Annotated in this window: 16 protein-coding genes and 1 tRNA gene; 11 read left to right on the top strand and 6 right to left on the bottom strand. The window is 41.9% G+C overall.

The window, feature by feature from the left end:
• Positions 1-96 precede the first annotated feature (96 nt).
• On the top strand, positions 97-927 hold the full coding sequence (locus IM485_RS21390) for a metal ABC transporter permease (protein ID WP_194014500.1): 831 nt from the start codon (positions 97-99) through the stop codon (positions 925-927).
• Between the two features lie 246 nt (positions 928-1,173).
• On the opposite strand, the gene IM485_RS21395 is transcribed toward IM485_RS21390, so the two are convergent.
• A complete protein-coding gene (locus IM485_RS21395) occupies positions 1,174-1,755 on the bottom strand; it encodes a DUF3727 domain-containing protein (RefSeq protein WP_272015580.1) in 582 nt (193 codons plus the stop codon).
• A 47-nt stretch (positions 1,756-1,802) separates the two neighbouring features.
• Positions 1,803-2,615 carry a 5'/3'-nucleotidase SurE gene (gene surE, locus IM485_RS21400; protein ID WP_287745451.1) on the bottom strand — a complete coding sequence of 271 codons (813 nt, stop codon included), beginning with the start codon at positions 2,613-2,615 and terminating at the stop codon, positions 1,803-1,805.
• A gap of 57 nt (positions 2,616-2,672) precedes the next feature.
• Here surE and IM485_RS21405 point away from each other — a divergent pair.
• The 7 genes from IM485_RS21405 to IM485_RS21435 all read left to right on the top strand — a co-directional run bounded on the left by IM485_RS21405 (position 2,673) and on the right by IM485_RS21435 (position 13,364).
• Positions 2,673-2,745, top strand: a tRNA-Arg gene (locus tag IM485_RS21405).
• 218 nt (positions 2,746-2,963) lie between these two features.
• Complete coding sequence (locus IM485_RS21410; RefSeq protein WP_287745453.1) at positions 2,964-4,328, top strand: NAD-dependent succinate-semialdehyde dehydrogenase; 1,365 nt, start codon at positions 2,964-2,966, stop codon at positions 4,326-4,328.
• A 78-nt stretch (positions 4,329-4,406) separates the two neighbouring features.
• Positions 4,407-7,736, top strand: coding sequence for a helicase-related protein (locus IM485_RS21415; RefSeq protein ID WP_287745455.1), 3,330 nt, complete (start codon positions 4,407-4,409; stop codon positions 7,734-7,736).
• Between the two features lie 247 nt (positions 7,737-7,983).
• Positions 7,984-11,385: an Eco57I restriction-modification methylase domain-containing protein gene (locus IM485_RS21420; protein WP_287745470.1), complete on the top strand. Its 3,402-nt coding sequence runs from the start codon at positions 7,984-7,986 to the stop codon at positions 11,383-11,385.
• Positions 11,386-11,706: 321 nt separating this feature from the next.
• Positions 11,707-12,168, top strand: a complete 462-nt coding sequence (locus IM485_RS21425; protein ID WP_104395291.1) for a DUF2996 domain-containing protein — start codon at positions 11,707-11,709, stop codon at positions 12,166-12,168.
• A gap of 79 nt (positions 12,169-12,247) precedes the next feature.
• The gene (locus tag IM485_RS21430) at positions 12,248-12,625 is read left to right on the top strand and encodes a DUF3110 domain-containing protein (protein ID WP_104395290.1); all 378 of its coding nucleotides are present in this window, start codon (positions 12,248-12,250) and stop codon (positions 12,623-12,625) included.
• A gap of 319 nt (positions 12,626-12,944) precedes the next feature.
• Positions 12,945-13,364 carry a YraN family protein gene (locus IM485_RS21435; protein WP_271956354.1) on the top strand — a complete coding sequence of 140 codons (420 nt, stop codon included), beginning with the start codon at positions 12,945-12,947 and terminating at the stop codon, positions 13,362-13,364.
• 637 nt (positions 13,365-14,001) lie between these two features.
• On the opposite strand, the gene IM485_RS21440 is transcribed toward IM485_RS21435, so the two are convergent.
• The gene (locus IM485_RS21440; RefSeq protein ID WP_104395287.1) at positions 14,002-14,841 is read right to left on the bottom strand and encodes a tetratricopeptide repeat protein; all 840 of its coding nucleotides are present in this window, start codon (positions 14,839-14,841) and stop codon (positions 14,002-14,004) included.
• 274 nt (positions 14,842-15,115) lie between these two features.
• Between IM485_RS21440 and patR the strand changes: the two genes are divergently transcribed.
• Complete coding sequence (gene patR, locus IM485_RS21445; RefSeq protein ID WP_104395286.1) at positions 15,116-15,988, top strand: heterocyst master regulator PatR; 873 nt, start codon at positions 15,116-15,118, stop codon at positions 15,986-15,988.
• Positions 15,989-16,055: 67 nt separating this feature from the next.
• Here patR and IM485_RS21450 read toward each other — a convergent pair whose 3' ends face one another.
• Entirely contained in the window at positions 16,056-16,529 is a 474-nt protein-coding gene (locus IM485_RS21450) for a hypothetical protein (protein WP_287745459.1), read from the bottom strand.
• 39 nt (positions 16,530-16,568) lie between these two features.
• Between IM485_RS21450 and IM485_RS21455 the strand changes: the two genes are divergently transcribed.
• A complete protein-coding gene (locus IM485_RS21455; protein ID WP_104395283.1) occupies positions 16,569-17,492 on the top strand; it encodes a lysylphosphatidylglycerol synthase domain-containing protein in 924 nt (307 codons plus the stop codon).
• A 65-nt stretch (positions 17,493-17,557) separates the two neighbouring features.
• On the opposite strand, the gene IM485_RS21460 is transcribed toward IM485_RS21455, so the two are convergent.
• Both IM485_RS21460 and IM485_RS21465 read right to left on the bottom strand, forming a co-directional pair.
• Positions 17,558-17,794, bottom strand: coding sequence for a hypothetical protein (locus IM485_RS21460; protein ID WP_012265643.1), 237 nt, complete (start codon positions 17,792-17,794; stop codon positions 17,558-17,560).
• A gap of 117 nt (positions 17,795-17,911) precedes the next feature.
• The gene (locus IM485_RS21465) at positions 17,912-18,268 is read right to left on the bottom strand and encodes a hypothetical protein (protein ID WP_104395282.1); all 357 of its coding nucleotides are present in this window, start codon (positions 18,266-18,268) and stop codon (positions 17,912-17,914) included.
• Between the two features lie 114 nt (positions 18,269-18,382).
• Here IM485_RS21465 and IM485_RS21470 point away from each other — a divergent pair, with 114 nt between their 5' ends.
• Complete coding sequence (locus tag IM485_RS21470) at positions 18,383-21,706, top strand: AAA-like domain-containing protein (protein ID WP_287745463.1); 3,324 nt, start codon at positions 18,383-18,385, stop codon at positions 21,704-21,706.
• Positions 21,707-21,897: the final 191 nt, after the last annotated feature.

Consider the following 21,897-nt stretch of genomic DNA (forward strand, 5'->3'; position numbering starts at 1 on the left):
ACCCCACACCCCACACCCCACACCCCACACCCCACACCCCACACCCCACACCCCACACCCCACACCCCACACCCCATACCCCATACCCCACACCCCATGCTAGAGGCTTTACAATTTGATTTTATGCGCCATGCGATTGCCGCAGGAATATTAGTTAGTATTGCCTGTGGGATTGTGGGTACTTTGGTAGTAGTTAATCGCGTGGTTTTTATCAGTGGGGGAATCGCTCACGCTGCCTATGGAGGGATAGGAATCGGTTATTTTTTTGGGATTAATCCCCTCGTGGGAGCGATATTTTTTACCTTTTTTTCGGCTTTAGGCATGGGATTTTTACAGCGTCGCATCCGGGAGAGAGCCGATACTTTAATCGGGGTTATGTGGGCGATTGGTATGGCGATTGGGGTAATTTTTATTGATTTAACCCCCGGGTATAAAGCTGATTTAATGAGTTATCTTTTTGGTAGTATTTTAACTGTACCGAGGGATGATTTATGGATAATGGCGGCCATAGATATATTAATTATAGCCTTAGTTAGTATCTTTTATAAGGAGTTGTTAGCCATATCTTTTGATGAAACCTTCGCGATTATTCGTAATATTCCGGTGGAGATAATTTATTTGGGTTTAATGGGAATAACCGCTTTAACTATTGTGGCAGTAATGCAGGTGGTGGGATTAATTATGGTAATTGCTTTGTTAACCATTCCCGCCGCTATCAGTGGACAATTTGTTAAAAATATGAAGGGAATGATGATCCTAGCGATTATTTTAGGAGTTGTCTTTACTTTAGTTGGTTTATGGTTATCCTATAGTTTAAATCTCACCTCGGGGGCGACAATTATTTTAGTGGCAGGATTGGGTTATTTAATCAGTCTTGCTTGGAAACCTTTCATCCTCACTATCACCAGAAAAATAGCTAATCTTTAAAGCTCTCCCCTAGTTGTGGTGATATAGCATTTATCTTAATAGTGAGGTATGAGGTTTTTATTTTGGGAAGACAGGAGCCAGTCGTTAATACCAAGTTAGGTTATACTTCATATTTATGATAAACGCCGTAATTTAAAGAAAAAATACCAAATCCGTGTTAATCGCAATGATGATGAAATCGCGAAAGATATACTGTGACTAGATTTATCGATAATTTTGCTCGGCGGATTTGGTAAAATCATGTGATTAATCGAGTTCATCAAACAAAAGTTCCTCTAGAATCGGTCCCATACCGTCATCATCGGGGGAAACTAATTCAACTTTCCCTTCCCCATCACCGACGCCTAAGAATAACAAAGGAGCAAGGGGACTGTAAATCGAGTATTTTTGGTCTTCGGAAAAGAAACTGGCGAGAAATTGCAATTCTTCCGGCTCTGATGACGAGGAGGGTTCATCGCTATCGATTTCCAAACTGAGAACATTATCTTCTTCTAGGGGCGGTAATTCACCACTAACAGTCAAGGTGTGGGCAGTGGGTTTGAGCAATAGGTCTAATTCTGCTAAAACTGCCTTAGCATCGGCGAAAATCCGCTCAATTTCCTCGCTATCTTCGATTAAGAAGGCATCAGATTCTTCTTCCTCCGATTCCTCATCCCAAGCTAGAATCATCACCGGGGTATCCACGGGGACAAGAAGCATATAGGTAAGGTCATCGGTTTCATAGGCATTCTCAATATAACAGTCTAGCGATCGACCTTGCTCATCCCAAAGGGTTATGACATCCGCTTCTTCGAGTTCGTTTTCTTGAAAATTAAATTGAGGGGACATAGGCTCTCAAACGCTAATGATTGAATCAGAATATCATGAGATGCTCCTCAATCAAGCCAAGAATTCCGGTGCAAATGTTGAAAACCCTGTACATCAGTTAAATTGTATTGTAGGGGCGTGATGGTGATAAAATTCTCGCCAATAGCGCGCACATCCGTAGGCACTTGCGGGGGTAAATGGCTGTAGTCCGGTTGTTCGATATCCTCCACCACTTCCCCAATTAACCAGTAATAACTTTTACCCCTGGGGTCCAGTCTTTTCTCGAAGGTTTCCTCGTAGCGTCGCAATCCCTGCCTAGTGATTTTCACTCCCTTGATTTCGGCACTACTAACCGGAGGGACGTTGACATTGAGTAAAGTGGGAACAGGAAAAGGGTTAAGGGTAACTTTCCTGACTAAGGTGAGGGCAAAATCGGCAGCCGGTTGGAAATCACAAGCTTTAAAACTAGCCAGACTAACAGCAATACTGGGAATACCTTCGATTAATCCCTCCATGGCTGCGGAAACCGTGCCAGAATAGAGGATATCAGTACCGAGATTAGACCCGTGGTTAATGCCAGCTAAAACTAAATCGGGAGGCTCTTTGAGGACGGCACTAAGGGCAAATTTTACCGAATCGGCGGGAGTTCCCGAGCAGGACCAGGCAATCACATCGGGATGAAAAATTCCCTCCACCTGTTCGGCCCGGATGGGATGGTGTAAGGTTAAGCCATGACCAGTAGCAGAGCGCTCGCCGTCGGGACAAACTACGGTGACTTGATAACCCGCAGTAGCGAGGGTGTTGGCAAGGGTGCGGACTCCTAGCGCAGAAATGCCGTCATCGTTACTGATAAGTAGTTTTAAAGAGCGATCGCTAGTCATGGGAAATTTCTGCTCTACTGCGCCGGCTAGTGGTATAATGTAATAGTATTTTATCGTGGGTACGTAGCTCAGAGGATAGAGCACCAGGTTCCGGTCCTGGGTGTCGGGGGTTCGACTCCCTCCGTACTCGTTCAGTGATCAGTGATCAGATGTGATGCTAAATCCGCTGAGTATAGGCTGCTTATGAGGAGAGGCACTAATGCAAAAGGGGGAATAAATAATCAGTTTTTAATAACCAGATTTAGTATGATTACTGTCTCCTAATCCCGATCGCCAAATTGGTGTGAGCAGCGGGACAACCGGAGAACTAAACTAGAGATATAGCCCTCGATAGGAGACAATTGGGATATGGGTATCGCTTCAGTTAACCCTGCCACAGGAGAAATTCTCAAGACTTTTACCCCTCTAACCTCGGAGGAATTGGCGGCGAAATTGGCCCTAGCTGAGGCAACTTTTCAGCAGTATCGCCGCACCGCCATCAGTCAACGGGGACAGTGGTTACGGCAAGCGGCGGATATTTTGGAACGGGATCAAGTGGTATTGGCTAAAACCATGACTTTAGAAATGGGAAAACCAATCAAATCAGCGATCGCAGAAGTCCTCAAATGTGCCTTGGTTTGTCGTTTTTATGCCGATAATGCCGCCGGTTATCTGGAAGATGTGCCGATTACCACCGATGCTAGTCGCAGTTTTGTCCGTTATCAACCTTTAGGGGTAATTTTAGCGGTTATGCCCTGGAATTTCCCTTTATGGCAAGTATTTCGCTTTGCTGCTCCCGCTTTAATGGCGGGAAATGTCGGCCTACTCAAACACGCTTCTAATGTTCCCCAATCAGCTTTAGCGGTGGAAAAAATTTTATTAGAAGCTGGTTTTCCTGATGGCACTTTTCAAACTCTTTTGATCGGGGCCGATCGCGTTAGTGATTTAATTAACGATGAACGGGTAAAAGCCGCCACTTTAACCGGTAGTGAACCGGCGGGGATGAGTTTAGCAGCCGCCGCAGGAAAACAGATCAAAAAAGTGGTTTTGGAGTTGGGAGGTAGTGATCCTTTTATCGTTTTAGATAGTGCCGATATCGAGGCGGCAGCGGCTACGGCAGTGACGGCAAGATTGTTAAATAATGGTCAGACTTGTATCGCCGCTAAACGGTTTATTGTCATGGAAACTGTCGCCGATCAATTTGAACAGTTATTAGTGGCTAAATTTCAAGCTTTAAAAGTGGGTGATCCCCTCGATGAAACTGTTGATATCGGTCCTTTGGCCACGGTATCGATCGTCTCGGAAATTGCCGCCCAAGTGGAAAAAACCGTCGCTATGGGTGGTAAAGTTCTTGTGGGGGGTCAACGTTTAGAGGGAAAAGGGAACTTCTATCTACCGACGATTTTAACCGATATTCCTGCTGGTTCTCCGGGGGAAAAAGAGGAATTTTTTGGACCGGTGGCTTTACTATTTCGAGTCAAAAATATCGAGGAAGCGATCACTTTAGCTAATGATAGTCCCTTTGGTTTAGGTTCTAGTGCCTGGACAAATAACCCCGCAGAAATTGAGCGTTTAATTACCGAAATTGAGGCCGGTTGTGTGTTTATTAACGGTATGGTTAAATCCGATCCTCGTTTACCCTTTGGGGGGATTAAACGTTCCGGTTTTGGTCGCGAATTAAGTGTGGAAGGTATTCGCGAATTTGTCAACGTTAAAACTGTTTGGATTAAGTAAGTAAATTCAGTTATCAGTTATCAGTTATCAGTTATCAGTTAGAAAAGCCTTATATTAACTTAATCTTTTTATAAAAATATGCCGCGTATTATTGATAATATTGAGTCCCATTTATTGCCAATTTTACGCGAAAGTTTATTAGTGGCCCAACGCGCTGATTTTTGCGTGGGTTATTTTAATTTGCGCGGTTGGCAGTCCATTGATACCTATATTGATCACTTTCTCGGTGGTGATTTGTCCTGTTGTCGTCTGCTGATTGGTATGCAGCAAGCACCCCAGGAATTACTACAGCAATCCCTGTCTTTATTGAAGCGCTCAAATGATATAGATAAGGCTACTTGCGCTCGTTTAAGAAAACAAATTGTTCAGGATTTTTGCCAACAATTAACTTGGGGGAATCCTAGCAATCGAGATCAGGCAGCTTTGCAACGTTTGGCCAAACAAATTCAATCGGGGAAGCTAGTAATTCGCTTATTTTTGGGCTATAATCTCCATGCTAAATTATACCTTATTCATCGACAGGATGTCAATAATCCAACGGTGGGATTTTTGGGTAGTAGTAATCTAACTTTTGCGGGATTACAACAGCAGGGAGAATTAAATATTGATGTCCTTGACCACGATGCTTGTGCCAAATTACAAAAGTGGTTTAATGATCGTTGGTTCGATGCTTGGTGTTGGGATATATCCGAGGATATTGTCAAGGTGATTAACGAAAGTTGGGCCAGGGAAAGTCTTATTCCCCCCTATCATATCTATTTAAAAATAGCCTACCATCTTTCCTTTGAAGCGAGAGCCGGTTTAGCGGAATACAAAATTCCCCGACAGTTTGACCAAGACTTACTGGATTTTCAGAAATCGGCCATTAAAATTGCCGCTCGTTATGTGCAAAGACGCGGTGGGGTACTAATTGGCGACGTGGTGGGGTTAGGAAAAACGCGCATCGCTTCCATTCTAGCATATATTTTGCAGGAAGACTACGATTTAGAAATCTTAATTATTTGTCCGAAAAATCTCCTGACTATGTGGGAGGATTACAGCTATAAATACAAATTAAGAGCGAAAATTATCCCCTTAAGTCAGGTTATGCAGGAATTACCCAATCTGCGGCGCTATCGGGTAGTAATTATCGATGAAAGTCATAACCTGCGTAATCGAGAGGGTAAACGTTATCGGGTGATACAGGAGTACATTAACACCAACGAAAGTCGCTGTATTCTCTTGACTGCGACTCCCTACAATAAAAACTATCTTGACCTGTCCAATCAACTGCGTTTATTCATTCAAGAGGATACTAATCTCGGAATTCGTCCCGAAAGACTACTAGAATCTCTGGGAGGAGAAATCGAATTTAACCGCAGATACCAATCTGCGGTTAGGTCCCTAGCAGCCTTTGAAAAAAGTGACTCTCCCGACGACTGGAGAGACTTAATGCGTCTCTATATGATTAGACGGACTCGCGGTTTTATCAAAAATAATTATGCTACAGAAGACGAACAGGGTCGTCGGTATCTAAAATTTGCTGATGGGTCGAGGGTTTATCTTCCCCAACGACAACTAAAGACAATTAAGTTTGACCTACAAGACTCGGTTTATGCGCGTTTATATTCGGAAGCAGTGGTGATAACTCTCAACGGATTGAAGTTACCCCGTTACGGATTGGGAAATTATCTAATTAAAGGATGCCAAGGGACAGGAGAGGAAGAAACCATCTTAAAAAGTCTATCCCGTGCGGGTAAAAGATTAATGGGTTTTTGTCGGACGAATTTATTTAAACGTTTGGAGAGTGGGGGGTATGCTTTCCTGCAATCCCTTGACCGTCATATTCTCCGTAACTATATTTTCCTTCATGCCATGGCCAAGAATTTACCCCTTCCCATCGGGAGTCAGGATCCAGCTTTGTTAGACACTCGTTATCTGGATGAGGATTTAGTCACTCAGGGAGAAGATGAAAGCATAGAAACCGAGGAGACTGGGGGGATAACCGGGTTAGAAAAAGAGTATCAAAAAAGAGCCGAACAAGTGTATCAAAAGTATAGCGGTGATTATCGCAAGCGCTTTCAGTGGATTAACCCCGAGGTGTTTAAACCCGCATTGAAAAAAGACCTAAAATCTGATGCCTTGGCTTTAATAGCATTATTGCAAACCTGTGGGACCTGGCAGCCGGAGACCGACGAAAAGCTAGAGAAGTTATGGCAGCTGTTAGAGGAGAATCATCCCAGGGAAAAGGTGTTAATTTTTAGCCAATTTGCCGATACAGTCAGTTATTTAGTCACTCAGTTGCAAAATCGGGGAGTGGATAAGATTGCGGGAGTGACGGGAAACTCTGCTAATCCTGCGGAAATGGTCCATCGTTTTAGTCCCCGCAGTAATTCTCAGCAAGTGGGGGAAGAAATACGAGTCTTGGTTGCGACGGATATCTTGAGTGAAGGGTTAAATTTACAGGATTGTGCCATTATCGTTAATTATGACCTACCCTGGGCAATTATTCGCCTGATTCAACGGGCTGGAAGGGTAGATAGAATCGGTCAAAAAGCAAGTCAGATTCTCTGTTATTCCTTTTTACCTGCGGAGGGAGTGGAGAGAATTATTAAACTGCGGACGAGACTATCTCAAAGACTGCGAGAGAATGCGGACGTGGTGGGGACTGATGAGGTATTTTTTGAGGAGGAGATGGATAACCAGACTTTATTAGATCTGTATCATGAAAAATCTGAGGTTATCGATGAGGAGGAGGATCAAGAAGTGGATTTAACCTCGGAAGCGTATCAAATTTGGAAAAATGCGATCGAAGTTGACCCTAGTTTAAAACATACCATAGAGACTCTGCCGCCGGTGGTTTATTCTACCCGTTGCCATAGTGGGACAGCAACCCATCCGGAGGGAGTCATGGTTTATCTAAAAACTGCCGGGGGGAATGATGCTTTAGCATGGATTGATAAGCAGGGAAATAGTGTGACTCAATCCCAATTAACTATTTTACGGTCCGCTGCCTGTCATCCCCAAACTCCGGCCATTCCCCCCCATCCCCAACACCATCAGTTAGTACAAAAAGGTACAGAATTAATTGCGGAGGAGGAAAACAACTCCGGATCTAAATTGGGACGATTGACGGGAGCAAAATTTAAGACCTACGAGCGCTTAAAAAGGTATTCTCAAGATAGTAAGGATGATCTATTTGCTCATGAGGATTTATGCAAGGCTCTCGACCAATTGTATCATTATCCCCTTAGACAGTCGGCTCTCGATTGCTTAAATCGTGGTTTAAGAACTGGCATCAGTGACCGACAATTGGCAGACTTACTGGTATCTTTATATAAAGATGACCGTCTCTGTATTGTTCACCCACAAGAATCCACCCAAGAACCTCAGATTATTTGTTCCTTGGGTCTATTTCAACCTTCTTAAGTCCCCCTTATCAAGGGGGATTTAGGGGGATCTAAACCAATTCAAGTCCCCCTTATCAAGGGGGATTTAGGGGGATCTAACCAATTCAAGTCCCCCTTATCAAGGGGGATTTAGGGGGATCAAACCAATTCAAGTCCCCCTTATCAAGGGGGATTTAGGGGGATCAAACCTTTTGCTATATTAAATGTATCTCCAATCTCAGCGAAGCGAATTGGATTGGTTCATAATTTATCGATATTTATCCATTATGCCCCTCAACTTCTCCCGGACTCGTGACTTATTATCTAACTTCCAATTTGGGGAACTGTTTATCGAGGAATTGGGATGGTCTCATCCTCGCGCAAAAAAAACTGTTAGTATCACCGTTGACAATCAAGAATATCCCTGTCAACGGATTGCGGAGGTGTCCGGAGTAGCAGTATTAGAGGTGACAACTACCGATATACCCGATGCGAAACTTCGTCGGGACATTCACCAGCAAGTTATCGAAAGAATTGCCGAAAATCTGCTAATTTTCGTCGATGGGGGACGGACACGCAGTTTATGGTACTGGGTAAAAAGAGAGGGAAGTAAAAGTTATATCCGTGACCATCTTTATATAAAAGGACAACCGGGAGATTTATTTCTCGGTAAACTAGCGGAATTAGTCCTCGATATCACCGATTTTGAAGATGGGGAACCCTCCGTGGTGGAGGTGGCCCATCGCTTACAAAAAGGTTTCGATATCGAAAAGATTACCAAGAAATTTTATCAGGAATTTCAGCGAGAGCATTTACAGTTCCTCCCCTTTATCCAAGGAATCGATCGAGAAAGCGATCGAAAATGGTACACTTCGGTTATTCTCAATCGTTTAATGTTCGTCTATTTCCTGCAGCGCAAGGGATTTATCGATAACGACTTCAACTATCTGCAAAACCAATTACAAGCAAGTCAACGACGCGGGAAAAATTTATTTTATCGTCAGTTTCTGCAAACCCTCTTTTTTCAAGCATTCGCTCAACCGGAATCCCAACGAGATGAGACAGTAACTGCATTGGTGGGAAAAGTCAAATATCTTAACGGAGGATTATTTCTCCAACATCCCCTCGAAAATCTTTATCAAAACATTTGTATTGATGACCAAGCATTTGAGAATATCCTCGATTTATTCTCCCGTTACTCTTGGAACCTTGACGACACTCCGGGGGGAAGCGATGACGAAATTAACCCCGATGTTTTGGGATATATCTTTGAAAAGTATATCAACCAAAAAGCTTTCGGTGCTTACTATACCCGTCCGGAGATTACCGAATATCTCTGTGATAGGACGATTAATAAATGGATTGTCGAGAGAAGCAATCAACATTATCCCCGCAAACAATTTGCCAGTATTTCTGAACTACTAATTAATCTCGATTCTCCCCTCTGTCAGCTTCTGATTGAAGATATTCTTCCCCAGCTTTCTATTTTAGACCCTGCCTGTGGTTCCGGTGCTTTTTTAGTGGCTGCGATGAAGACATTAATCGGAATTTATAGCGCGGTGATTGGGACAATTGAACTACGGGGAGACAGTAAATTAAAACAGTGGTTAACAGAGGTAAGAAAATCCCATCCCTCCCTCGGATATTACATCAAAAAAAGAATTATTTCCGATAACCTCTACGGTGTCGATATCATGGAGGAAGCGACGGAAATCGCGAAACTGCGTTTATTTCTCGCTTTAGTTGCTGCCGCACAATCGGTGACAGAATTGGAACCCTTACCGAATATTGATTTTAATATCATGTCGGGAAATTCCCTCATCGGTTTAATTCGCGTGGACGGAAAAAGTTTTAATCTCATGCAAACCCTCACCGCGCAAAATTATCAGACAATTCTCGCGGAAAAAAACCGCAGTATTGAATTATACAAAGAACACGCTTTTCGGTTGGGAGAAGTAGAGGGAACCCCCCAAGAAAACCGTCTCCAGATGTTACGCAATCACATCGAGGATGTCAACCGCGAATCGGTGCAGAAATTAAACCAAATTCTCTTAGATGAGTTTAGCGGTAAGTTGTCAATTAAGTACGAATCCGCACAATTAACGGGAAAAGCAAAGAAACGTTTATTAACTCTTTCTGATATGCAGTCCCTGAAACCCTTCCACTGGGGTTATCACTTCGATAAACTGATTACAGAAAAAGGTGGTTTTGATGTGATTATCACCAATCCCCCCTGGGAAGTCTTTAAACCCCAAGCGAAAGAATTTTTTTCTCAGCATAGCGACTTGGTGACTAAAAATAAAATGGACATCAAGACGTTTGAAAAGGAACAGAAAAAACTGTTAACTAATCCCGAAATCGCTCAAGCATGGTTAGAATATCAAAGTCAATACCCCCACGTTAGTCTCTATTTTCGTTCCTCGGAACAATATAAAAATCAAATCTCTATTGTCAATGGTAAAAAGCAAGGGACGGATATTAATCTCTATAAGCTTTTTGTTGAACAATGTTTTAATCTCCTCCATCCCCAGGGAGAATGTGGAATAGTTGTTCCCAGTGGAATTTATACCGATTTGGGAACCAAGCAACTGCGAGAAATGTTATTTTCTCAGACAAATGTGACAGGATTATTTTGTTTTGAAAATCGTAAAGAAATTTTTGAAAATGTCCATAGAAGTTTTAAGATTGCTATCTTAACTTTTGAGAAAAATAAACAAACTCTTTCCTTTCCTGTAGAGTTTATGCGTCACGATGTTGAGGAATTACAACGTTTTCCCCATAAAGATAGTTTAGTAATTAGCGTCGATTTAATCCGCAAACTATCCCCCGATTCCCTCTCGGTAATGGAATTTAAACAAGATATAGATATTCATATCGCAGAAAAAATGTCTCGTTTTCCCCTGCTAGGAGAAACCCTTCCCGATACATGGAATCTCAAGTTAACATCAGAATTTCACATGACTAATGATAGTTATTTATTTAAAACTGAACCCGCACAGGGAAGACTACCTCTCTACGAAGGAAAAATGATTGAACAGTTCAGCCATGGTTTATCTCAACCGCGCTATTGGATAAATGAATCAGAAGGAAGAAAAGCAATATTAGGAAAATTGCCAGATAATCAGCAGATACTAGACTATCAAACCTATCGAACTGGATTTCGTAAAATTGCCAGTAGCACTAATGCTAGAACTTTAATAGCTACCATTATACCTCCTGCTTTTCATGGAGAAAACTTTCAATCTATTGTACATTTTCAAGAAGAAGTTAATCGTGCAACCAACAATAAAGAATGTTTATTCTTGGTTGCTATCTGGAATAGTTTTGTGCTAGATTATTCCCTTCGTCATCGGGTATCTGCTAATATAAATTTTTTCTACATATATCAACTACCTATCCCCCGACTAAAAGAGGGAGATAAATACTTTCAGGAAATAGTAGAAAATGCAGCAAAATTGATTTGTACCACAGAAGAATTTGAGCAATTAGCGAAAGAAGTGGGGATAGGTTCCCATAAAAATGGAGTCACAGAAGAAGGAGAAAGAATGGCAATTAGAGCGAAATTAGATGCAATAGTCGCCCACTTGTATGAATTAACCCCAACAGAATTTCAACATATATTAAGTACCTTTCCCCTCGTCCCCGAAAGCGTCAAAACTGCCACCCTCAAAGCTTACCAAACCCTGTAGGGGAATTATGAATGATGAAGTGGGGAAATTGAACTAAAACCCCATAAACCCCCAACGGGTAGGGTTGATTCATGAATCAACCCTACAATAAATCAACCCTACTTGATAAGGGGGGTGTCTGATAATTTTTAACGCCTACCTACTTAGATATAGAGGTTTTCATTACCCTGTCTGGTTATACCTCATCTTTATGAAAAATGCTCTTACTGGAAAAATGGCTAATCAATGGGGTAAATAAAAGCTGATAGCTAAAAAAACTGATAACTGATAACCCGGGAGAAAATATAATTGTAGCTACCTACCCATTCCAGATTAATTCCTATGGCAGAAGAAACCACCACCCCCGCAACTCCGGCAGCAGAAGCAGAAAAACCGGCTCAACCTGCGGCTGTTAAGAAACCCAAGGAGCCTACCGTCGAGGAAAAACCCTTTGCTGAATTTATCGAGCAGCATTTTCAACCCGCACTGGCGGCAGCCTTGCAAAAGCTGGGTATAACTGACATGAAACTGTCCTTTAAACAGGATAAAATTGCCGTGCAGGGCTTTTCTAGTTCTCCCTGTTGGCAGTTAAGCGGCAATTGGCTCGGAGGAATGCGTCAATTTAGCATTTATTTTTTGGAAGAAAACATCAACGGTAAAAAAGCTTTTTCTCAGGCTGAGGGCGGCGCTCAACCTAGTACACTTGAATCATTTATGATCGATGAAAGGAAAGTTAGTCTTGATTTACTGTTGTTTTACACCCTGCAACGGCTTAATGGTCAAAAGTGGTTGACGAGAAACTAAAATTGCTGGGGATTAGCGATCGAGAAGGGGGGTAAAATGAGCATAGACGACCACTGCTTATCGATCGCTAATAGTAATTATGCGTGTATTTGTACTACTTTTTAACGCAGGCACAGAAAACGAAGGTATCCACACCATTCAAATGGGAGCTATCAATAAGGTGTTGATGTTTGAATCGGAAGATGATGCCACCCGTTATGCGCTGCTGTTAGAGGCCCAGGATTTCCCGACTCCCACGGTAGAGAAAATTGATTCGGAGGAAGTGGCAGAATTTTGTCGCGATGCTGGCTATCAAGCGGAGATGATTGAAGCGGGTATGTTGGTAATTCCCCCCGAAAGCAATGCCTCGGAGTTGGATTGGCAAAAAGAGGAAGTCCCCCCCGCCGAGGAAGAGTTTTCCGAGATTCCCGATGCGGAGTTGGACAGCATCCGTCGTCGTCTAGAAGGACTTTTGTAATAGACCTCTGGTAAAGAAAATTGTCCTGCTTGGTTCGGAGACAGGAGACAGGAGACAGGAGCCAGTAGTCAGGAGTTCGGAGTCAGAAGACAGGATAATAAATCAACGTTGTTCCCTGTTCCCTGTTCCCTGTTCCCTGTTCCCTGTTCCCTGTTCCCTGATAACTGATATAGTCATTTCAGATAAGTCTGATACACTCTAGACCGACAAAACCCTTATGAACTCTGGGATTGATATTCTCAATCTTAATTGAAATGACTATAACTGATAACTGATAACTGATAACTGATAACTGATAACTGATAACTGATAACTGAATATGACAACTGTGGGGGAATTAGGCGAAAATTTGGTGGCGGATTGGTTGCAATTACAGGAATGGCATATCCTCCAGCGTCGTTGGCGTAGTGGCGGCGGTGAAATCGATTTAATCGTTTTGTCTAAATCTCAGGCGATTCTCGCTTTTGTCGAGGTGAAAACCCGCAGCGCCGGCAATTGGGATTTAGGGGGCAAATTAGCCATCGATGACCGTAAACAGGGGAGAATTTACGAAGCTGCCCAGATATTTCTCTCCTTTTATCCCCAATGGTCCGATTTAACCTGTCGTTTCGATGTGGCTTTAGTTAGTTGTCAAAAAAGTTCTCTATTAGCTTTACCTGAGTTTTCCCTTGATTATCCCTGTCAGCGACAGGCAGGTTATCAATTGCAATTACAGGAATATCTCGTGGCGGTTTTCTAAAAACACAATAGGCCCGCCTAGGGAGGCGGGCTTCATCTTGTACAAACGATATGGACTCCTAAAAAATTAACGGACTCAACATAATAGAGGTTTACGGAACCCACAACAGTCTATCTGTCAACTATCAAGATTTCTCAGTTTACCGACTCAGGTGATGATTACGGCTCACCCCATCTGTCCTATATCGAGCAACAGAGGCGAAACCATACTTTACTTTACAAACTTTGAGAATCTGCGTCCGATTTAGCTGTTGCGTTGAGCTAGAGCAGGTGGCACAGGCTCTAGGTCTTTTTGCCTGAAAGGAAGTTGAGTCGCTTCCTTTGTGCCTTTATGTTTTTAATATAACACCCTTGTCGGGACTCGATCGAGCTTGTGATTAAAGTTTACATTTATTGATTTTTAGTAAAAATTGCCGTTACAAAACTATGGGGTGTGGGGTGTGGGGTGTGGGGTGTGGGGAGAATAAATAAAATAATCTCCTAAGTAGCTGGTTATAATTAAATCAAAAATGGATTTTAGGTTTGATCCCCCCTGCCCCCCTTGATAAGGGGGGTGCCGATAGGCGGGGGGATCCCCCCTTAATCCCCCCTTAATAAGGGGGGCATCTGACAACTTTTAACGCCTACCTACTTATCTCCTATCTCCTATCTCCTATCTCCTGACTCCTATCTCCTGACTCCTGACTCCTGATTAGGGACTGAATCTCCTCTTTGTAGGCAAAAGGAGCGCGACTGAGAGCCTCTTGAAAGAGGGGTTGAGCCTCTTGATTTTTGCCCTGTTCTTTTAGTACGATCGCAGTCGCTAAAATCGGTCGGAAATCGTTAACATCCATCTGTTGAGCTTGTTTATAGGCGTTTAAAGCTTCTGGATAATTTTGCTGCTCGAAATAGATTTTGCCTAAAAGTAACTGAACGGAAACGATATCGATTAAACTAGCTGGATTATTGGGATCGGCAGCGGCTTTTAAAGCGCGATCGATCGTGTCTTGGACCAGACTAATCGCCTCGGTATGGCGGTTTTGGCTGAGAAATAAATTAGTTAATCCAGTTAAGGCTTGTAGATCTTGGGGTTGGGAGGCCAAAAGGCTGCGATAACTGGCTGTGGCTCCTGCATAGTCCTCTATTTGCCGTTTTGCTTCCGCTAAAAGTAGTAGATAATCGGATTGTTGGGGGTTAAGTTGCGCTAATTTTTCTAAAGGTTCGATCGCTTGCTTTAAATCGCCCTGCTGTAAGCGAGTATCTAATAATCCCCGCAAAGCTGCCTGATTATCGGGTTCGCGCTCTAAAACCATCTGATAACCCAGTGCTTGACTGGCTAATTCCTCTTGTTTCACTGCGGACAGATGACTCTGGCCCGAGGAGTGCTGACTTTTGAGAATAGAAGTCAATAGCGGCATAGTCGAGAAGGACAGCAAAGCAAATAACATCAGGATGAGACCGATGGACAGCCAACGACGGTTAGAGAGAGAGGCTTTCATAGACTGGGGTGCGAGGGGAAAGACAAGAAAATGTTATGGAAATCTAGAGATTTGATGAGGGGATCAATCAAATTGGCCGCTCTTTATTGAGTACAATGGGCAGACAGTCAAGACTCAAAAGGGTTTTGACAAGGTTGACAGTCAGAAGATCATGGTTCTTAATATATTAGATGCCAGTAGATTCGCCCTAGAGGGTTATTGTAATCCTCTAGATCGCGCTTTTGACTTGCTTGATTACTAATTTACTATGTGTCTCCGCCGCTAGGAGTGTGATATGAATCGTCCTGGGAATCGGTTTACCGAATCACCGAAAACCCCCCCGACTTCTGAAGTTCCACTTCAGGATGTCCCTCTTGAGTCCCCCCATACTGAGGCTGACTTAGCCGTAGAGTCAGCCACCCCCGAAGAAGTCAAACGCCAACAACCGATCCCCCCTCCCAGTCATCTGCGGCAGTATCGGGCGATCGGTCTCGTCTATGGCCATTATCAGCGATCGGAGGAACAATTAACTAAAGGCAATATTTTAACTGCCGATGGTACTCTGATCGATTCTGTGATTCTCGGCCGGGTGATCAGTTTGGTTAAAAATCATCTCGATCTGGAAAAACCCCATCTTTGGGTGGTTTATCCGCGCACCCGTCAGGAAAATGATGCCCTTCATGTTCAGATTGTCGGTGTTTGGGAACCAGAAACCTTGAAAAAAGAGGATGATCCAGAGATAGAGCCACTCCTCGCTTCTACCCCGGGTTATTTTTCGATTCGAGGTGAAGTCATCTTTACTGAACGGGAAAATCAAGCGGTAGTGGTCAAAATCCGACAAATGCCCAAAACTGAAGCGGAGAAACCCAAGTTTTTTAAACTAAAATTGCGCGGCACTTTGCCAGGTAAACCAGTCAGTCGTTTTTGGGATTTTCAAGTACAGATGAAAGGGGATGCCTTAACTATTTTGGAAGGTTTAGACCTCGGTTTTGCCAGCAAGAAAAAACCGATGGGTAAGGGGGGTTTTAAAAAGCCTTTTGATAAAAATCGTCATCCCTCGGGCGATAGATATTCTCGACCGGAAGGGGAAGGAGAAAAGCGACCTTTTACCCCCGGACAATCCCCTATCCCTCGGCCTTCCCGACCAAAAAACCTATCGGAAAACTAATTTTTTCTAAGGATGGGTGCAGAACCCATCCCTAGGTTTACAGGTTTTTTCAGGAGTTAGTTGCTCCTTAGTATCTGGGAATATAAGCGCGAATTCTATAACTATAATCTGTTCCCAAAATCTCGGTGATAAAAACCGCTAACTGAGTGCCTAAAATCGCTTCATCGGCAGAACTAAAAGATTTATAATCTTCTATTAACCACTCTTGACCACCATTAACTAAGGTACATCTAAAGGTGCCAAGAGATTCGGCGATTTCTGTATATTCTGTATAGTTTCTCGTTCTTACTTCCCCCGTACTATCTGCCCTCAAACACAATTGATTAAGTTCTGCATAAAATTTGTCAGGAATTTTGTTTAAATCACCCCCTTTAGTTGCCCAACGCATAAAAAGATGGAAAGACCAAGGAAGATTGAGATAAACTAGGTAACATAAAACCAGAGTAATTGTTAAATATAAGGAAGAATTCAGGAATTTATCATATTTCCTTTTTCGGGATCGATTTAGACGTTTGGCTAAATCTAGCTTTGATTTTCTCATGAATTTTAATTAGTTAAAAGTAATTCGTAAAAAGTTAAGATGTATAAAAAAATTCTGCGTTTTGCTCCGATTATCCTGTCCTTGAGTTTGTTTATTCTAGCGGTCTGGGCAATTAGTCAAGAATTTAAACACTACACTTTTGCCCAACTCTTGGCTAGTTTGGATCATATTACCACAAGTCGTAAGCTAGAAGCTATTTTTTGGATGGCTTTGGGTTATTTGTCGATGACGGGTTATGATCGCCTAGGTTTTTATTATATCAATCATCCCTTAGCTTTAGGCACTATTATCCGTACTGCTTTTATCAGTTATGCTCTTGGTAATACCATTGGTTTAACCTTATTTTCTGGAACTGCGATCCGTTATCGTTTCTATACTCCTGCGGGGGTGGGGGTGGTGGATATTGCCAAAGTTATCACTTTTACCCATTTAAGCTTTTGGTTAGGAATGTTAGGCATTGGTGGTGTAAGTTTTCTCCTCGATCCCCAACGGATTCCTCAACTTTTAAAATTACCTTTCTTAACTACTAAACCTTTAGGAATAATTTTTTTATTGCTGGTTACTGGCTATTTTTTCTTGGCTCTCACCTATAAAAAACCCATAAAAATCGGCAAAGAAAATATATATCTACCCTCTTGGAATCTTTCCCTGGCTTTGATTTTGTTGACTTTTATTGATTGGATATTAGCCGCTAGAGTTCTATATCTTCTTCTCCCGGACAACTATAATACTTCGTTTTTAGGATTTTTCGGTCTCTACGTATTTGCCATGACGGCAGGGGTATTAAGCAATGTGCCGGGGGGAATAGGTGTTTTTGAGTTTATCATGCTGAGATTACGACCGGAATATGTATCTAATGGCGAGCTTTTAGGTTCTTTAATCGCCTATCGAGCTATTTATTATTTCCTGCCTTTAATTGTCGCTTTTGTCTGGTTATTGGGTTACGAGGCGCGCAGAAAATAAGCTCTTCAAATTAGCTTAAACGGACAGAAAAAGTCCCCATGCCGTCATAGCTGGGGAGCATCAATCTAGTAGGCTAAAGTTTCTAAAGTTTCCCGTAGATAGGAACAAATGCGAGCATCGGCATCGTCTCTATTTTTACCTGATTCTAGTTGTTCTTGCTGCCAACGCCGAAAACCGGAACTAGCGGCGATGGCTTGTTTTAAATGCTCCCAAGTATGATGATCTTTGTGAAGTGGGGTGTCGGAAAATGTGCTAGAGTTGCCCATCTTTACCTCTCGTGGTAGGGTTGCACCTTTTAACATAACTTAAAAATCGCTGAAAATTCTGATAACTGGGACACAATTAGGCAGAAAAAGGTGTTGCCTAGCGGGAAATCTGCGGGGATGCCAACACCTTTTTTGAGGGAATCTAGCGGATTTTTAGGAGATTTTGCTGGTTTCTGCCGCTTCTTCCGTCACCACTGCCACGTTTAAAGCTGCGGGGGGAATGGGGATAGGAAATACCGCCGGCAGATTAGCGGTGGCATCTTCAGGAGGCTGCGCAGAGTGAAAACGACGGTAGCTTAAAACACCCGCTACGGTGATTGCTCCTGTAGCAGCGGCAACCCCTAAAATAAGTTTGTTAGGATTGACATGGAAGGTGGTATTGCTGCCAAAAATGCTTTTACCTTTAGCGAAAGCACAAGCGGAGGCGCTGCCGGCATCAAGAGTACCTAAAACAATGGCACTGACGAGGGTGGCACTAACGGCGATGGAGGTGAAAAAAGTTTTCTTCATAATTGCCTTGGGGATAGGTTGTCAATAGCGATTATCCTTGCATTATAGATATCTAAATCACAATTGTCTATTTTATTTCCGTTGGTGACATTGAAATAATTTTGTTTAAGAATAATGAATTATCAATATCGTGTCGGGGGTAGTCTTGCCTATAACCATCCTACCTATATCGAGAGAAATGCCGATCGAGAACTGTTAACGGCGTTAAAAAATGGTCAATTTTGCTACGTTTTTAACTGTCGTCAGATGGGTAAATCCAGTTTAAGGGTACGAGTGACTCATATCTTACAGCAATTAGGCATGGATTGCGCGTCCGTAGATATAACCAGCATTGGTAGTAATGATAATTTATCCCAATGGTATAACGGCGTGATCACCCGTTTGTTTTTAGGATTTAATCTGACGGGAAAAATTAATCTTAAATCCTGGTTGCGCGATCGAGAGGATTTACCTCCCGTGCAGCGTTTGGGACAATTTATTGAGGAAGTTTTATTAGTTTATTGTCAGGGAGAGAAAATATATATTTTTATCGACGAGATCGATAAAATTCTCAGTTTACAGTTTTCTCTAGATGACTTTTTTTCCCTGATTCGTTATTGTTATAACCAAAGAGCGGAAAATTCCCAGTATGAAAGAATTACTTTCGCTTTATTCGGTGTTGCTACCCCAGCAGATTTAATTCGCGAAAAGACCCAAACATCTTTTAATATCGGCCAAGCGATCGAATTAACGGGATTTAATTTGACCGAAATTACTCCTTTAGCTGAGGGATTATCCAGTCAAAGTAATTATCAACCCGACTGCTTAGAAAAAGTTATTTTTTGGACGGGAGGACAGCCATTTTTAACCCAGAAAATCTGTCAGCTATTGCTGGAAAGTGATTTAGATATTGAGACGCTAATCAAAGAAAGAATTATTAATAATTGGGAATCTCATGATGAACCAGTGCATCTGCGAACTATTGCCGATCGCTTGTTAAGAAATCAAGACAAAGCCGGTCGTTTGTTAGGCATCTATCAACAAATTTTAGAAAAAGGTGCAATCCTGTGCGATGATAGTCCAGAACAAGGGGAATTAAGGTTATCGGGATTAGTGGTAAAAAAGGATAATCAATTAGTAGTTTATAATCCTATTTATCGAGAAATATTTAATCTCAATTGGCTGGAAAAACAATTAGAGCAATTGCGTCCCTACTCAGAAGCAATCGCCGCTTGGCAACAGTCTAATTATACCGATGAATCGCGGCTTTTACGCGGAAAAGCTTTAAATAATGCCCTCGATTGGTCTCAGGGGAAAAGCTTAAGTAATCTTGATTATCAGTTTTTAACTGCTAGTCAAAATCTCGATAAAAGAGAGGCAGAAATTAGCTTAGAAACTCAGAAGCAAGCTAATAAAATTCTAGCAATCGCTCACCAAAAAGCCACCAAGAGAATTAAAATTGGCTCGGTAATTTTAATTGTTTCTCTCTTGGGTTCTCTCTTAGCTTTTATTCAGGTAAAACAAGCGTGGCAGCAAGTAGAAACCGCTCAACTAGGTATTCAATTACAGCGCCAGGGTGATAGTTATTGGCAACAATTTCAATTTGAACAATTAGAATCTTTAATTGCATCCATGCAAGCAGTAAATAGTTTAAAAAATATCGTTACTGATGACCAAACCTTGAGTAAATATCCTGCTACCAGTCCAATTATTACTCTGCAGCAAATTTTAGATCGCATTCAAGAAAAAAACCAACTGCAAGGACACCGGGGAACTATTTATAGTGTTAGTATTAGTCCTGATCGTCAAAAAATAGCCACTGCTTCTCAAGATGGAACGGTAAAAATTTGGAATCAAAAAGGTGAGAATGTTCAAACTTTGACAGGTCATCAAGGAGCAGTTTATAGTGTTAGTTTTAGTCCCGATGGTCAAAAAATCGCCACTGCTTCCGAAGATAAAACCGCCAAAATTTGGAACTTGCAAGGGCAAAATTTAGTCACCTATCCTGACCATCAAGAATCAGTTTATAGTGTTAGTTTTAGTCCCGATGGTCAAAAAATTGTGACTACTTCCAGGGATAAAACCGCTAGATTATGGAATTTATCAGGTGAAACTTTACAGGTATTTAAGGGACATAAAAGATCGATAGATGCAGCAATTTTTAGTCCCGATGGTCAAAAAATTGCCACCGCTTCCCGGGATGGTACGATTAAAATCTGGGATTTATCAGGTAAAATTATCTTGAGTTTAGGTCAAGAAAATATTGAGGCTTTTTATAGTGTTAATTTTAGTCCCGACGGTCAAAAAATTGCCGGAGCAGCGGCCGATAAAACTGCTAAAATCTGGGATTTAGAGGGAAATTTAATAGCTACTTTCCGGGGACATCAAGATTTTGTCAACAGTGTTAATTTTAGTCCTGATGGAGAGTTTATAATTACTGCATCTAGTGACGGTAGTGCTAAAATTTGGGGAATGCAAGGGGAAGAAATAACCACTCTTAGAGGACATCAAGAATCAGTTTTTACTGCTGTATTTAGTCAAGATGGAAAAGAGGTGGTAACTGGATCGAGTGATGAAACGGCTAAAATTTGGCAACTGAACAACTTAAATCAAGCTAGGGTCGATAATACCAGTGTTAGCATTAATTCCCAGGGCAATATTATCGCTATTGCTAACAAAGATGGTCAGATTACTTTACTCGATTCCCAGGGAAAAAAGATTAGAGAATTTGCCACAGAAATGCGTTCAATCTATAGTATAGCTTTTCATCCCGATAGTAATCAGATAGCGATTACAGGAAGAAATGGAAAAGTACAAATCTGGAGCAAAAAAGGAACAATGCTTCAAGAATTTACCGCTAGTCAAGTACCAATTTATAGTCTTGCTTTTAATGGAGAGGGAACAGCAATAATCACGGGAACAAGCGATGGAAAAGTTCAATACTGGCACTTAAATAATCATCGGACTCAATTAATTAATTCTTGGACAGTTGATGATAGTATTATCTATGATTTGGTGTTTTCTCCTGATCATCAAAAAATTGCTACCGCTACTCGGGGAAAGATTAAAATTTGGGATTTACAGGGCAATCTTTTAAAGGAGATTAAAACCGATTCTTTTCCCGTTTATGGAGTTAGTTTTAGTCCCGATGGTGAAAAAATCGCCGCTATTTCAAGGGATGGTACAGCTAGACGCTGGGACAGGGACGGAAATTTGCGCTCCGAGTTTAAAATAGAAGAAGATATCGTCTATGGGATCGCTTTTAGTCCTGATAGTCAAGAGATTGTGATTATTGCTAGGGATGGTCAAAAGCACCGATGGCCTTTAGAAACGGAATATAATTATCTACAAAAATTGCTCGATCGAGGTTGTCTTTGGTTAGAAGATTATCTCGGAAATCGTCCCGAAAAACGAGAAGCTCTATCCCTGTGTACTGGGAAAATAAAACCATCGAATTAAATTAATTTTTCAAGTCATACTGTCAACTTGGTTTGACTGGGTGGGGTGTGAAGGTTAAATTAATTAGTTAATTTCTTGAGTAATTAAGTAGCTGGTTATAATTAAATTGAAGTTAGTCCCCCCTTAATAAGGGGGGCATCTGAAAGTTTTTAACACCTACCTACTTATTGCCTAACCCACCCGCTCAATAG

The sequence above is a fragment of the Microcystis sp. M169S2 genome, from assembly GCF_020245865.1.
Lineage (GTDB): Bacteria > Cyanobacteriota > Cyanobacteriia > Cyanobacteriales > Microcystaceae > Microcystis > Microcystis ichthyoblabe_A.

Coding starts and splice junctions, on each gene's coding strand:
- IM485_RS21390 (WP_194014500.1), top strand. CDS start 97: ATGCTAGAGGCTTTACAATTTGATTTTATGCGCCATGCGATTGCCGCA.
- IM485_RS21395 (WP_272015580.1), bottom strand. CDS start 1,755: ATGTCCCCTCAATTTAATTTTCAAGAAAACGAACTCGAAGAAGCGGAT.
- surE (WP_287745451.1), bottom strand. CDS start 2,615: ATGACTAGCGATCGCTCTTTAAAACTACTTATCAGTAACGATGACGGC.
- IM485_RS21410 (WP_287745453.1), top strand. CDS start 2,964: ATGGGTATCGCTTCAGTTAACCCTGCCACAGGAGAAATTCTCAAGACT.
- IM485_RS21415 (WP_287745455.1), top strand. CDS start 4,407: ATGCCGCGTATTATTGATAATATTGAGTCCCATTTATTGCCAATTTTA.
- IM485_RS21420 (WP_287745470.1), top strand. CDS start 7,984: ATGCCCCTCAACTTCTCCCGGACTCGTGACTTATTATCTAACTTCCAA.
- IM485_RS21425 (WP_104395291.1), top strand. CDS start 11,707: ATGGCAGAAGAAACCACCACCCCCGCAACTCCGGCAGCAGAAGCAGAA.
- IM485_RS21430 (WP_104395290.1), top strand. CDS start 12,248: ATGCGTGTATTTGTACTACTTTTTAACGCAGGCACAGAAAACGAAGGT.
- IM485_RS21435 (WP_271956354.1), top strand. CDS start 12,945: ATGACAACTGTGGGGGAATTAGGCGAAAATTTGGTGGCGGATTGGTTG.
- IM485_RS21440 (WP_104395287.1), bottom strand. CDS start 14,841: ATGAAAGCCTCTCTCTCTAACCGTCGTTGGCTGTCCATCGGTCTCATC.
- patR (WP_104395286.1), top strand. CDS start 15,116: ATGAATCGTCCTGGGAATCGGTTTACCGAATCACCGAAAACCCCCCCG.
- IM485_RS21450 (WP_287745459.1), bottom strand. CDS start 16,529: ATGAGAAAATCAAAGCTAGATTTAGCCAAACGTCTAAATCGATCCCGA.
- IM485_RS21455 (WP_104395283.1), top strand. CDS start 16,569: ATGTATAAAAAAATTCTGCGTTTTGCTCCGATTATCCTGTCCTTGAGT.
- IM485_RS21460 (WP_012265643.1), bottom strand. CDS start 17,794: ATGTTAAAAGGTGCAACCCTACCACGAGAGGTAAAGATGGGCAACTCT.
- IM485_RS21465 (WP_104395282.1), bottom strand. CDS start 18,268: ATGAAGAAAACTTTTTTCACCTCCATCGCCGTTAGTGCCACCCTCGTC.
- IM485_RS21470 (WP_287745463.1), top strand. CDS start 18,383: ATGAATTATCAATATCGTGTCGGGGGTAGTCTTGCCTATAACCATCCT.